Below are 14,193 nucleotides of genomic sequence, written 5' to 3'. Positions count from 1 at the left end.
GCACCTATAGCACTCTTAAAGGATGCGTGAAAGCAAGCTCCCCGACAACTTTTACGAAGTCGGGGAGGGGAAAGGCTGGAAGCTCACAACTAAAACAGGATTGCTATATTTTTGACTGATGAAGCTTAATATAGCGGCAAAAAAGTGGACTGGGATTAGTTTCGAGGCGGAGTGCTTTTCAAACCCTTCAACCGCTTCCAGGCAAAGTACATTCCCAGCAAGAGAACAGCCAAGATGTTGCCTAAGATTTGGCTGGGTTCGGGCACTGGATCGGGATCTAACGATTGGCTGGATGGCTGTGCTGAGCTAGATAACGGCTGGCTGTTCGCTGCTGATGGTGCTGACGGTGCTGACGGCATTTTGCTAGCAGTAGGTTTGCTAGCTACTAACGCTTTGCTAGATGGTGGCGCTTGGCTGAGTGAAGGCACGTTACCGTTTTGGCTAGACGTTGCTTCGGCGTTCATACCCTCTGGCGTTTCTACCGGCACTTGCACCTGCTGAGTTTTCTGGGAATCGACTCGCACTTCTTCCGTGACAGCGACAAAGGAGGTGTATTGCGACAACAACCGATAAGCGAGCGCGGTATCTGTAACGGCTTTGACATTATTTGGGTTTTCTCCAGCATAGATTTCATTCATCAAATCTTTAATTCGGGCGCGTCCCCAAAGTTGAGCGATCGCGCTATTGCCACCGCCGTCAAATTCAATCGGTAACTTCTTCTCATAGCGTTTGCCACCCGCGACGATTCCAGTAATTCGCAAAGTTCCTTTAGCGCGATCGCCTTTACGTCCAAACAACACCAAAGGCTGATTGGCAAATAAATCAGGGGGTTTGATCGGATAGATTTGCGGTGCTTTTCCACTCCCTTCCCAGCTAACTTCGATATTCGTTAGTACGGGATTATTGATTTGTTGGGAGAACTTTTCGACAACTTTTTGAGCCGGTTCGTTAGGGGGAACCACTTCAGAAGTCCCCCGCCCTTCCTCTGCCAGACGGTCGATCAAGAAGCGGTTCACTGAAGGGCCAACACCGAAACTATAAAGACGATTTCCCGGCTTCAGCCGCTTTTTAATTTCTGCGATCGCTTGCTGGTCTTGGTCGATCAAACCGTCAGTGATCAAGACAATACTCCGCAGGCGTCCTTCTGGCGCGGCGGGGAAATTCAACACAGTTTGAATGCCATTAAATAACTCGGTGCCACCGTTAGCATCTAGGCGATTGATATAATTTAGGGCTTTCTCACGGTTTTGCGGCGTATTCGGTAAAGGTATAGGAGATAGCTGCGTCGCGCTATCGGAAAAGTCAACAATATTAAAGGTATCGCCGGGATTGAGTCCATTGATAAACCGGCGCATCAGTTCCTTTGATTGCTCAATTGGCGGTCCACTTTGAGAGCCAGAAGTATCCATGAGAAATACCACATCTTTGGGTACAATCTCATTACTTTGATATTCCACGGCTGGAATTAAATAGGTGGCAAAGTGACCGCCGCGTTCATCCGCCTCCGATAATACTGTGGACTGGGTTTGGGCACTCGATACCTGATAACGTAAAATCAGGTCTTTATTCGGAATTGCGTTTTCCTTGCTCAATTCAACCCGCATGATGCGACCATCTTGAGTGGTACGGATTTGATGAGAAGGCGATCGCACTTCTTTGACTGGCACCCCGGCTTCTATTTCTACCGTTACGCCAATATCTTGCCCAGAACGGCTTCCGGCTGGTAAAGTCGGCGGATTTATCTGCGAAGTGTCGGTAAGGTTTGTATTGCCTTGATTATTCGTTGAATTTCCTGAGCTGTAACGTGGTCCTACCACCATTGGGAAGACAAATTCATAGTTACCTTTTTCAAACTTCAGGCTTTCACTGTAGCGAATTGTGACATCGATTTTTTCGCCTGGTTTGATGTTAGCCAAGGACTGAGTAAAAATATTGTCTCGTTCTTGGTCTAATAATGCAGCAGTTTTTCCTTCTTGTTTGGCTTGTTCGTAAATTTGCTTTGCTTCTTCGCGTTTTTTGATGACCCCTCGGATGATGCGATTGCCTACTTTTATTTCCATGTCATCCACTGCCGCTTCATCGGGCAGTGGAAACTTATAGACAGCTTCTAAGGGATTATTAAAGGGATTTTCAAAGGTCTGCGTTACCTCCACCCGCGACACATTCCCTGTAACTTTCGCTACCACTTCCGTATGTTTCAACGGAAACACTTGCTGCTGTCCATCCACAATGGCGAATAAGCTGCCTTCCGTCAGAGATGGTTGTTTCTCAATTTGCTGAGTCACCATCTCTACCACAGGCGAAGCTAAGTACCGCACTCCCGCATATCCAAACAATAGGAAGGCACCGGCTATCAGCCATTTTTTCTTAGAATTACGTTTAGTAGTTGGGAGCGATCGCCCATTCAAATCTTGCAACACTTCATCTGCTGATTGATAGCGCCGCTTCGTACCTGTTTGCAGCATTTTGTCGAGAATGCTACCGAACTGTTTACTGACTGGGGTCTTTAAAAAATGTCGCCAAACCCAGGTATCTTCACTGGTATCGCTCAGATCGAAAGGAGGAATTTGGGTGAGCAAATGAATACAAGTAACACCCAAACTATACAAATCGCTGGCGAAAATCGCTTTCCCTTTTACTTGTTCGGGAGCCGTATACGCAGCAGAACCGATGACCGTCCCAGTTTTGCCTAGCATCGTCTCAGTCGCATACTTTGCTGCGCCAAAATCGACTAACACGAGTTTGCCATCTCGACGGTTGCGAATGATGTTTTCGGGTTTAATATCCCGGTGAATCATCTGTTGACTGTGGACAAATTGCAAGACTGGCAGCAAACTTTGCAGGAGTTGCCGAATTTCTACTTCTTTAAACGGCCCTTTTTGGGCTAATTCTTGAGCTAAGTTTTCTCCATCGATAAACTGTTGCACTAAATACTGATGGTCATCTTGCTCAAAATATGCCAGCAGTTCGGGAATTTGATGATGTTTCCCAACAACCTCTAAGCGAGTTGCCTCTTGACGGAATAACTCTGCTGCTTTTTGGCGATTATTAGTTCCTTGTTGTTGAGGAAAAAACTGTTTAATGACACAGCGCGGTTCCGATGGCTGGGATATATCCACAGCCAGGAAAGTTCTCCCCATACCTCCTTGACCAATCGGTTTAATCGCACGATAGCGATCGCTCAGCAGTAATTGCGATCCGCAACTTTCGCAGATAGCGGCATTTCCAGGATTTTCTGGCTGCTTACAATTAGGATTCAGGCAATAACACCGACGTCGATCGTGAGCTGTGCTTTTTTGAGGCGGGAAGGTCGTCATAGCAGCCCTTTTTCAAAACCGTTCACGCCATTCTAGCCATTTCATTTCTAAAATTAATATGAAGAATCGGCTAGAAACGCTCTCAGCGCAAGGTTTTGAGCTTTGTAGGAAGATAAACTTCTCCAAGTAGTACGGCAGAAGTTGCGCCGGTAACTTGGGGAAGATTGCCAGGGATGCCTAACTGACGCCAATATGCCAAAACAGCGAAAGCGATCGCTTCTTTGAAATCAGCATTCACACCCGCTTCATCCGTCGTCAACACTGGCACGGGTTGCAAAGTCGCTTGTAGGCGCTCTTTTAAGTAGAGGTTGCGGCTACCACCGCCACACAATAACACCTCGTCAGGCATCTGCGGCAGGAAAGTGCGGTAGCTATGAACAATTGACGCAGCAGTGAGTTCAGTCAGCGTTGCCAGCAGATCAGCGCTACTCAACTCATAAGCAGAGGCATCTGCGATACACTGCCGGAGATAGGTGTAGCTAAATAGCTCTCGACCCGTTGATTTGGGCGGTTGCTGCTGGAAGTAGTCCTGCTGTAGCCATTGCTCTACTAAATCGTTGCAGATTGTGCCTGCTGCGGCCCATGCTCCATCCTGATCGTAGGTTTTGGCTCCATTCGTTAAATATTGCACCGCCAGGTCTAGAAGCGCATTCCCCGGCCCGGTGTCCCAGCCTCGGCTCTCTTCTAGCCAGCTGCCCCGACGCGCCGGTAGGTAAGTGACATTCCCGATACCGCCAATATTTTGGACACATCGGTACTTGTCAGGGTCGCTCAATAAATAAGCATCTACTGCTGGCACCATAGGCGCACCTTGTCCACCGGCGGCAATATCCGCCGCCCGGAAATTACTTACTGTGGGAATACCTGTCAGATGGGCAATTAAGGCACCCCGACCTAATTGCAGACTGTAACCTAAAGGAGTGCTGAGGACGGATGACTGAGGACTGAGTGAAGGGTCGAGGACTGAGGACTGAGGACTGAGTGAAGGATTGAGGATAAAAGATGAAGTCTCTTTTTTTCCCTCTCTCCCCTGCTCTGTGGGCGGGCGATGAAAAACAGTTTGTCCGTGAGAGCCAATTAACTCGGCTGGGGGGTTGCCATTTTGAATGTTTTGGGCTGCTTGAGCGAAGGTGGAAGCGATCGCATCATCTAATTGGGCAAATTCTTCCATTGACAAGGATGACCCGCCACAAACTTCTAGAATTTGCTTTGAGAGCGCATCTGGATAAGGATAGGTGGCTCCTGCTAGCAGAGTCACTTTTATATCTAAGTCTTTACCAGAAATTTCTACTAAAGCGGCATCAATGCCATCTACCGACGTGCCGCTAATTAAACCAATTACACGCATAATTCAGAGAAATTAAAAATTATAAGGTACGGAAATCGCACAGCTGGCAGAAGAACGCGCTGAACGCTTGGCAGAACGGTTACGAGCAATGGCATCAACCCTCGATGAATTAGTGTGAGATCGGAAACCGGGTTTCTGGCTTGGGGATTACATCAAATTCAGCGGGTCAACGTCTATTGTCAAGCTGACTGAGGACGGGCAGAGGAGGCGCAACTCGTTGAAATCTGGTAATTCTGGCAGCGAATTAGGCGCAAACTTGAGCATAATCTGCCATCGATATCGGTTCGCCACTCGTAAGATGCTCGCCGGTGCTGGCCCTAACACCTCATACATTGGGGTGGTGAGATGAGCATCTGAACTGCTATCCCCCTGGGGTGTATTGGAAGCTAGCCCTGCTGCTAGCATCTCGGCAGTTTCCTGAACTTCTGCGGCATCGGTGCTGCTTAGCCGCAACAAAATAAGACGCCCGTAGGGGGGATAATTCAGCGCCTCTCGTTGTTCTAACTCTGTCTCAATGAAAGATTGATACTGGTGACGCCGTACTGCTTGAATAACGGCGTGTTCCGGGGAGTAAGTTTGAATAATCACTTGACCGGGATCGTCGCCGCGACCGGCACGACCCGCAACCTGAGTTAGGGTTTGAAAGGCTCGCTCGGATGCCCGATAGCCGGGGAGATGCAGCAAGCCATCAGCAGCAACCACTCCCACCAGTGTCACTTGAGATATATCCAGCCCTTTGGTGAGCATTTGAGTCCCAATTAATAAGTCGGCTTCTCCGTTGGTAAAGCGTGTCAGTAGCGTGCGATGAGCGCCTTTGGTGCGGGTGGTGTCGCTATCAAACCGGATATAGCGCAACTGAGGGAACTGTTGGGCTAGTTCTTGGGCGACTCGCTGGGTGCCACTGCCAAAAAATTTCAGGTATGGGGAACCGCATTCGGGACAAGATTGAGGATGCGATCGCACAAAATTACAGTAATGACACCTCAATAATTCAGCAGCTTCTTCATGGGTGTGGTGATACGACAGCGAAACATCGCAGTGAGGACACTCAATTACATACCCACAGCTGCGACAAGAAACGAAGGTACTATGTCCCCGCCGATGAATAAATAAAATTCCCTGTTTCCCCTGATCTTGCAGCTGCTGTAAGCCTTCCTGAAGCGATCGGCTAAAAATTGAGCGATTCCCTTGCTGCAACTCTTGGCGCATATCCACCACTTCTACCGGCGGTAGCGGGCGCGATTGGATGCGTTCTGGCAATGAGAGGTAATGGGTAAGCGCGTTTTGAGTTGGAGAGACGCGATGAATCGCGTCTGAGTTTTGAGTTGAAGCGGTTAACTCCGGACTCGTAATGTTTAGCCAGGTTTCTAGGGAAGGGGTGGCGGAACCTAAGACCAGGGGGCAGTTTTCCAACTCGGCACGCCAAGTAGCGACAGTACGGGCGTGATAAGTGGGTGCGGGTTGGTCTTGCTTGAAGCTGGAGTCGTGTTCCTCATCCAACACGATTAGCCCTAGGCGTGGCAGTGGGGCAAAGATAGCGGAACGGGTGCCAATGACGACTTGAGCTGCACCCGCCAGCATTTGCCGCCAAGTGTCGTAGCGTTCGCCATCGGAAAGGGCGCTGTGATAGACGCAGACTTTGTTGCCAAAACGAGCGCGAAATCGGTCGGTGAGTTGGGGTGTCAGACCAATTTCTGGGACGAGGACGAGGGCAGATTGTCCCCGTTCTAAAATTGGGGCGATCGCTTGTAAATACACCTCTGTCTTCCCGGAACCCGTGACTCCGTGCAACAGCACCTTCGCAAAACTGGATAAAGACGCGATCGCTTCTAGCGCCTCAGATTGAGCCGGTGTTAATGCTTTCGGTTGATCCCCAGCCAAGAGCGGTTCTGCGGAAGTCCGCAACATCTCCCGTTCTTGAATAACCACGCAGCCTTTTTGCTCCAGCGTCTTGATGGTGGATGAACTGGCGTTGCAGATTTGCAGCAACTCCGTTAACAACAAATCGCCGCCGCGCCGCCGCAGCACTTCCAAAATTTCCCGTTGGCGCTGCGTCAAGTCGAGGGGAAAAACATCGACAACCAGCGTCACGGCTTTCTGTAACTTCGGTCGCTGGGTTCTGGGCGGTTCCAGGTAACTTTCGACTAACTTGAGCCGCAATAGCTCCCGGATCGATCGATAGGCTCCTTTAACTTGACGCTGGAGGTAGACGAAGCTGTAGTCTCCAGAGGGTTGAGCTTTCAAAAGTTCCAGAATCTGACAGGCAGTGGGACTCAGGTAATGGGCACTTCCCGCTTGTCCCCCGCTTTCGCCTTCGCCTTGGGCAAGCCGGAGGCGACGCTGCGATCGCCCCAGTAATCCCGGCGGTAGCGCGACTCGAATTACCTGAATCAGCTGGGTGTAGTAGTATTGGGCGACTTGGTTCAGCAGTTGCCAGTAAGTCGGCGGGAAAAACCCAGCACTGACTACATCCTCTACATCCCGAATTTTGGCTGGGTTCAAATCTGGCGGCGGTGCATCGCAAATCCGAATCGCGATCGCTCCCAAAACTTGCGCCCCAAACGGTACGCTCAGAATATCCCCCGGCTGCACTTGCAACTGGGCAGGCAACCGATAGGTATACAACCGCTTCTGCGCTTCTGCTTCTGGACAATCCACCAGCACTTCTATCCATCGATTCTGTCCAGAATCAGACTGGTCGTAGGATGCTCTACTCTCCAGCACAATGCCCGAACGCCCGACATTGGGATTTGACGACATATTCCCCCTCTCCCTTGGCAGCCGGATACTACAGCCAGCTTTCCAGACCGCCATGCTTGTCGCTTACTGTAGACCTGTTAATTTTAGCTGGCTGTAGACGCTTGAGAGACTTGAAATTCAACAACATCCGAGGTCGCAACCAAGAGGATAGAAGTTAGGATACAAATGTCTCGCTTGGATGCTTGTATGTGAGTATACTTGCTATCCTCTATCTATTGTGCAGAGCGCGGATGCCTATTTTCTCCCTATCGATAGAGAGGAAAGCTCACAAGTATATGAGATCCTGTGTGAATAGCATGGGAAATTTAAAAAACTTTAAACTTTCCTTAATTAGGAGCCAGAAAAAATGGAAAGAAACCCCAGACTTGGCATTGATTTAAGTTTAATCTAATTGAAATTTATCTACGGCATCACATCTGACGGCAAGCTTCTAATAGACTAGGGCATCACCTTCATGTTTCCTGATTTTTTCTTAAGACGCATACCCAATCTAAAGCGCTTCTAGATTCTGGAATCGAGAAATGTAATCAGGGAAACAATCAAAAAACTATTTTCTGGTAGCCTTAAAAAGCTATTTGTAAATTGAAAGGTTGAATAAATTTTGAGTGTTCCAAAGTGGGTACCCGATCTGGTGTTGCCACGAGCGGATAAATGAAGCTCAAAATTAGCAAAGAATGCAGACAGTAAAAATAAAGTTGACCCTTGAGTCTATGCTCGTAGAGCCTGTCTTCAGTCCGTCATGGATATGTACAAAGAGAGCATCCGTTCCCATCAACTCGCTTTATCCAATACCGACTCAGACCTTGCTATGAATATTGCTGACTTGAACCGAAGCGACGTGGAATCTACATCCGATCGGGATTTTGTAGATATTACCGACCAGCAAATGGAAGAAACCACTGAAATAGAAATCGTCAGTGTTGAAGATGAAATTTCAGACGAAATTGATAAATTAGCCGGTGGTCGCCCCTCTGAATACCGCAAAACTGTCTCCGATGATACTGTAGGAGCGTTTTTTAAGGAGATGGCACGCTATCCCCTTCTGAAACCAGATGAAGAAGTCGAGTTAGCCCATCGCGTCCAATATTTAGTCAAGATAGAAGCGCTCCAAGAAAAATTACAAAAAGAGTTAGATCGCGCTCCCACGAAAGCAGAACTGGCAGCAGCAGATGGGCTTTCGGAACGGCAGATGGAACATCAACTGTATCGCGGACGGGTGGCGAAACGGAAGATGATTCGCTCGAACCTGAGATTAGTTGTTTCTATTGCTAAACGATATTTGAACCGAGGTGTTCAATTCCTCGATTTAATTCAGGAAGGGGCGCTGGGATTAAATCGCGCTACGGAAAAGTTTGATCCCGACAAAGGTTATAAGTTTTCTACCTATGCCTATTGGTGGATTCGGCAAGCGATTACGCGAACCATCGCTAACGATGCCCGGACGATTCGATTGCCAATTCACATCGTCGAGAAGTTAAACAAGCTCAAAAAAGCGCAGCGAGAACTCAAGCAAGAACTGCATCGCAATCCGACAGAAGAGGAACTGGCGCAATCTTTAGATATTGAGGCTTCGCAGTTGCGTCAGTTGTTGCAGCTTAGAAGGCGATCGCTTTCTCTCAACCATCGCATCGGGAAGGGAGAAGAGACGGAACTGATGGATCTGCTCGAAGATGGGGATAATCAATCTCCTGAAGAGCAGATGAGCGAAGCCATGATGCGCCAGGAAATTTGGGAAGTGTTAGGCGACGTTCTCACCGATCGGGAAAAAGATGTTATCTCTCTGCGGTATGGTTTAACCAGCAGCGAACCCTACACGTTAGAAGAAGTGGGCTGTCTATTTAATTTGTCCCGCGAACGAGTGCGTCAAATTCAAAGTAAAGCGATGCGGAAACTGCGGCGTCCCCAGGTTGCCAAACGCTTGAAAGGATGGCTCACCTAAAAGTTGTTGGCGATCGGTAATTAGTCATTCGTTTTATGATTGACCAAACGATCGCTGACTGATGACGAATGACTACTGAATTGATTTTACGTCCAGCAGAGCCTGGAGATGCGTCGGTGCTATTTGGGCTAATTAAAGCACTCGCGGAATATGAGAAACTCTCTGACGCTGTCACAGGCAATACGGACGCCCTGAAAGAGCATCTGTTCGGTTCTAAGCCTTATGTAGAGGCAATTCTAGCAGAATATGCGGGGCAAGCCGTGGGGTTTGCCCTGTTTTTTCATAACTATTCCACCTTTCTCACTAAGCCGGGAATTTATCTAGAAGACTTGTTTGTACTCCCAGAATATCGGCGTCAGGGGATCGGGAAGGCGATTCTCACCCACCTTGCTCAGTTGGCTGTATCTCGCGGCTGCGGGAGATTGGAGTGGAGCGTTTTAGATTGGAATGAACCCGCGATCGCATTTTACGAACGCATGGGTGCTGACGTTTTGCCCGACTGGCGGATTTGCCGCGTTACGGGCGATTCTCTCATGAGTATGGCTGCACTAACCCCTTCTGCCAGTGACGTAGGCAGTCGTTAACGGGTGCTGGGGCGATTCAAAAATCTGCTCAACCGAACCGGATTCGATCAATTGTCCAGCGCCATCCTGAACCCAAAACAGCGCCACATCATCCGCAATCCGTTTTGCCTGTGCCAGATTGTGAGTGACAACCAGGACTGTATATTTGCCGCGCAGATTGACGATTAAATCCTCTACGACTTCACTAGAAAGGGGATCGAGGGCGCTGCAAGGCTCATCCATCAGGAGAACATCGGGTTTGAGGGCGATCGCTCTGGCGAGACATAGCCGTTGTTGTTGTCCGCCAGAAAGGGAAAGGGCAGGAGATTTCAGCCTGTCCTTCACCTCATCCCACAAGCCGACATCGCGCAAGGCATCTTCGACAATTTCATCGATTTTTTCTCGATTCCTCAGTCCATGTTCTCTAAGCGGAAATTCAAGATTTCTGATAATGGAAAGTGGGAAGGGATTGGGTTTTTGAAATAGCATTCCTACCCGGCGACGCAATGAAATCACATCGATTTCTTGCACATCTTGATCCCCCAGCAGAATCCGCCCTGTTAACCGACAGTTGTTGGTTAAATCGGTAAGGCGGTTTAGACAAGTGAGAAAGCTTGTTTTGCCACAACCGGAAGGGCCAATTAGGGCTGTAATTTCACCCGATTTAATAGAGAGAGTGACATCTTTAAATGCGGGTTTATTCGCGTAAAAAAGGCTTAAATTCTCGGTTTTGATTTCTGGGGCATTACTGGGAAGTGAGGCTGAAGTTTTCTCTTTAATTCTAATTTCACTTGTCGATTGTTTCATGAAGAATTTAAACTGTAAAGACGCGAAGTACGCAAAAAAAGAACGCGAGGTAAGCTTGGTTTACGCTACCCAAATTCGGGATTGCCGAAACCGTTCTGCTAGCCAAGAGATTGCAGCATTAATGAGTAATAGAAAGCTGACTAATACGAGAGCAGAGGCGTAGGCATTTGGTTCGCCGCCAGAGACGTTCATAGCGAGATCGTAAATGTGAACCGAGAGCGATCGCCCGGAATCCCACAATGACTCTGGCATCCGATCGACGTAACCGCTGGTAAAGATTAAAGCAGCCGTTTCAGCGATCGCTCTTCCCAAACCTAACAGCAACCCCACAACTAATCCAGGCATTGCGGCTGGTAGCAGTAACTCCCATAATGTGGCTGTACGCGAGAGTCCTAGCGCCGCCGCCGAACGTCGATAGTCATCCGGGACGCCTCGGAAACCTTCCTGGGTTGAGCGAATCAAAATCGGCAGCACCATACACGCCAGCGTCAACCCACCGGAAAGAATCGAAAAGCCCATTCCCAATGTTTTACAGAAGAAAGCGTTCCCAAAAAGACCAAAAACAATTGAAGGGACGCCTGCTAAAACATCCAAACTCAGTCGCACTAACCGCCCTAAAATACTCTGGTTTGAGGTAAATTCAGCCAGCAATATCGCAGTCCCTACTCCCAACGGAATCGAAACCGCCATGCACACTCCTACGATTAGCGCGGTCGAGATTAAAATGGGTGCGATTCCTCCATCTCGCCCAGCATTACGCGGTGCAGTTGTCAAAAATTCCCAGCTAATTTGACCGATACCAGAAACAAAAATATTGCTCAATAGCCACAACAGCGAAGCTGTTATTAAAGCGACAGATGCCCAGACGATTGCAGTCGGAAGCAATTCAGAAGAAGGCAAACAATTAAAAGGCAAAAAATTGTTTTTTTCTTGCACCTTTTGTTTTTGTAAGTTTGTCTTCTCAAAGGATTCACTCATAAAGATGCCCTTGATTAATCATTTCGGCAGCAACGACTAAAACCACAATCATCGCCATCAATGTCAACCCGCTGACAAACAAGGCGGCGCGGTGATTTCCCACGGCATAAGCCATTTCTAAAGCAATATTTGCTGTTAACGTCCGCACTGGCTCAAATACACCCTTTGGTACCTGCACGACGTTACCGCAAACCATTAACACCGCCATTGTTTCGCCAATCGCCCGTCCCGTTTCCAAGATAATCCCCGTTAATAGCCCTGATTTTGCTGCTGGAAAAACCACACTACGCACCATTGCCCAGCGTCCCAATCCCAGCGCCGCCGCACCCCGCAGATAATCTGCGGGTACGTTGGCAAAGGTGGCATCGGCGACGAGAGCAATGGTAGGCAAAATCATCAGCGTTAGGATTAAAATCCCGGCCAATAAACTTGGTCCCGGTGGGTGCATCCGCCCAATAATTGGCACCAGTACGACTAAACCCCAAAAGCCATAAACGACTGAGGGAATCCCTGCTAAAAGCTCAATTAAGCCTCGGTAAATTTTGGCTAATGCGGGAGGTGCATAATAGTGGCAAAAAACTGCTGAGAGAATCCCTAAAGGGGTTGCGATTAGCACAGATCCCGCCGTCACAAATAGCGACCCCCACAACATCGGCATTAGGTTAAATTCTTCGCTAACTGGATGCCAGGAGGGGTCTTTGAAGAAGCGTGTCAGTCCGATATTTTGCAGGATGGGTAAGGTTTCCCAAATCAGGAATAGCAGGATTAAAAGCGCGATCGCGCCCGAAATAATCGCCATTCCCCGCAACATCCAGACGAGGATGACTTCATTTCGCGACTGGGACAAAATATTGCTCCTTCACAATGTCTTGCACATCTTTGGAACGGGCAAAATCAATAAATTCTTTTTGCAATCCGGTGGGTGTAGTTTTCGTCACTAAATTGAGGGGACGAGAAAGCGGAAATTTACCGTTGCTGACGTTGACGATGGAAGCGTCTACTCCTTCTATTGGCAATAGTTTGATAGGAGTATTGTGAGTAGCACCATATTCGCCAGAACCAATGGAGACATAAGCGATCGCGTTGGGATTCCCTGCTACAGTTTTAATCCCTTGTTCGTTATCGCCAATCACGACATCGGCACGAATATCAGTTGTTTTTAATTTGAAGTGGTCGGCAAACAGTTCCAGAGTGGATCGACCCTCAGCTTTATTGACCACCGTAATCGGGGCGTCTTTTCCCCCGACTTGTTTCCAGTTATTAATTTTGTCGGTGTAGATATCGACAATTTGCTTGTCCGTCAGATTTTTAACTGGATTCTCTTGATTGAGAATGACCGACACGCCATCGTTCGCAATTGTAAAAGCTTGCAAATCCTTCTCGCTGTCTTTGAGACTTCGGGAAACCATCCCAATATCCGCCACCCCCTGACGGGCATCTGCGACTCCCCGCGAAGACCCACCTGTTTGCACGTCAATCCGGACACCCGGATGTTGAGTTTCATAGCGCTTGGCAATCTCAGCCGCCAGAGGCGCTACCGTACTCGATCCCGTCAAAACCAACTTGCCTTGTAACTTATCAGACGACTGGGTTGCCGCTTCTGGAGGCTTCCCACAAGATTGCAGCCAGCAGGCAACTAACCCTATAGAAAGTGGCACAAGCAGTCTTAGGTGTTTCATCTGTATATAAATTGAGGTTTTTTATTGATTGGAATCAAAGGAAAGCAGGCAACATCCCAAGTCAATCGCCCAGCCAGCATTTGCCCGCTGGATTGCAGGATCTAGCTGATAAAGCACTGCCTTACCATCTCGCGTCGCTGTCACAAAACCCTCTTCCCGCAAAACTTTTAGATGATGCGATAGCAAACTCTGTTGCAACCCCAGCACAGCATTTATCTCGCCAACGTGCTTGGGACCACTCATCAGCAGTTCTAAAACGTCAAGCCGCGTTGAATCTGCTAAGGTCTTCAGTTTTTGGGCACAAAAGGACTGCGATGAGACTTTTTGGCTACTCATAGATTCACCTGTGCGAAGTTGGGATCTAACCCAGGCTTCCCCTGGATCGGGATTGATATCAACTTATATTTATATCAATAACTGTTGATTAATTACCAGTTAATTTATTTTTTACCAATGCTGAGACCGATGCTGAGGATGTCGGGAAAATTCAGATTTTTTCCCTGAAAAACCGAACCTCCTTCCCGGCAAGGAAAGGATGTTTCCGAGTGCAAGCCGTTTTATCACACTCCTAAATGATTCCTCAAGGCGAGATCCCCGACTTCGGGAGAGAAGTCGGGGATCTCAAGGGCTGGTATAGCAACCGCCAAGATAGTTAGGACGTAGAGTAGAGATCACCTGTTGTCCTGAAGTTATTCAAGCTGCTCATGGCAAACCCCTATAGTTATGACCTGCGTCAGAAGGTGATCCAAGCGATCGAGTTAGACGGCATGAAGAAAAGTGAAGCCGCACAGGTGTTCCAAAT

Annotated in this window: 10 protein-coding genes and 1 pseudogene; 3 read left to right on the top strand and 8 right to left on the bottom strand. The window is 48.4% G+C overall.

Translation table 11 applies throughout. The features are described 5' to 3' along the window. Positions 1–155: 155 nt before the first annotated feature. The 3 genes from NC996_RS14725 to priA form a co-directional block, all read right to left on the bottom strand. On the bottom strand, positions 156–3,317 hold the full coding sequence (locus tag NC996_RS14725) for a VIT domain-containing protein (protein WP_190688968.1): 3,162 nt from the start codon (positions 3,315–3,317) through the stop codon (positions 156–158). A gap of 82 nt (positions 3,318–3,399) precedes the next feature. Continuing rightward, the gene (locus NC996_RS14720; protein ID WP_190688965.1) at positions 3,400–4,665 is read right to left on the bottom strand and encodes an anhydro-N-acetylmuramic acid kinase; all 1,266 of its coding nucleotides are present in this window, start codon (positions 4,663–4,665) and stop codon (positions 3,400–3,402) included. Positions 4,666–4,812: 147 nt separating this feature from the next. Then, entirely contained in the window at positions 4,813–7,425 is a 2,613-nt protein-coding gene (priA, locus tag NC996_RS14715) for a primosomal protein N' (protein WP_190688962.1), read from the bottom strand. A gap of 808 nt (positions 7,426–8,233) precedes the next feature. Here priA and NC996_RS14710 point away from each other — a divergent pair. Together NC996_RS14710 and NC996_RS14705 are read left to right on the top strand one after the other, a co-directional pair. Further along, complete coding sequence (locus tag NC996_RS14710; RefSeq protein WP_190414486.1) at positions 8,234–9,364, top strand: RNA polymerase sigma factor, RpoD/SigA family; 1,131 nt, start codon at positions 8,234–8,236, stop codon at positions 9,362–9,364. A gap of 68 nt (positions 9,365–9,432) precedes the next feature. Next, positions 9,433–9,948, top strand: coding sequence for a GNAT family N-acetyltransferase (locus tag NC996_RS14705; protein WP_190688959.1), 516 nt, complete (start codon positions 9,433–9,435; stop codon positions 9,946–9,948). On the opposite strand, the gene NC996_RS14700 is transcribed toward NC996_RS14705, so the two are convergent. From NC996_RS14700 to NC996_RS14680, 5 genes are read right to left on the bottom strand one after another with little or no spacing between them, the layout of a single operon-like run. Continuing rightward, the gene (locus NC996_RS14700) at positions 9,913–10,734 is read right to left on the bottom strand and encodes a phosphate ABC transporter ATP-binding protein (protein WP_190688957.1); all 822 of its coding nucleotides are present in this window, start codon (positions 10,732–10,734) and stop codon (positions 9,913–9,915) included. The genes NC996_RS14705 and NC996_RS14700 overlap by 36 nt on opposite strands. Positions 10,735–10,794: 60 nt before the next feature. Beyond that, entirely contained in the window at positions 10,795–11,712 is a 918-nt protein-coding gene (gene pstA, locus NC996_RS14695) for a phosphate ABC transporter permease PstA (protein ID WP_190688954.1), read from the bottom strand. Next, a complete protein-coding gene (gene pstC / locus NC996_RS14690) occupies positions 11,705–12,559 on the bottom strand; it encodes a phosphate ABC transporter permease subunit PstC (RefSeq protein ID WP_242037685.1) in 855 nt (284 codons plus the stop codon). Before pstC ends, pstA begins: the two co-directional genes overlap by 8 nt. Further along, complete coding sequence (locus NC996_RS14685; protein WP_190688951.1) at positions 12,540–13,391, bottom strand: phosphate ABC transporter substrate-binding protein; 852 nt, start codon at positions 13,389–13,391, stop codon at positions 12,540–12,542. Before NC996_RS14685 ends, pstC begins: the two co-directional genes overlap by 20 nt. Positions 13,392–13,412: 21 nt before the next feature. Next, the gene (locus NC996_RS14680) at positions 13,413–13,727 is read right to left on the bottom strand and encodes a metalloregulator ArsR/SmtB family transcription factor (protein WP_190688950.1); all 315 of its coding nucleotides are present in this window, start codon (positions 13,725–13,727) and stop codon (positions 13,413–13,415) included. Positions 13,728–14,095: 368 nt separating this feature from the next. Here NC996_RS14680 and NC996_RS14675 point away from each other — a divergent pair. Then, positions 14,096–14,193: pseudogene (locus NC996_RS14675) on the top strand (IS630 family transposase); the annotation flags it as partial.

This window comes from Trichocoleus sp. ST-U2 (assembly GCF_039961875.1).
In the GTDB taxonomy this organism is placed as follows: Bacteria; Cyanobacteriota; Cyanobacteriia; order Cyanobacteriales; family FACHB-T130; genus FACHB-T130.
This window is presented reverse-complemented; position numbering and strand designations above follow the sequence as displayed.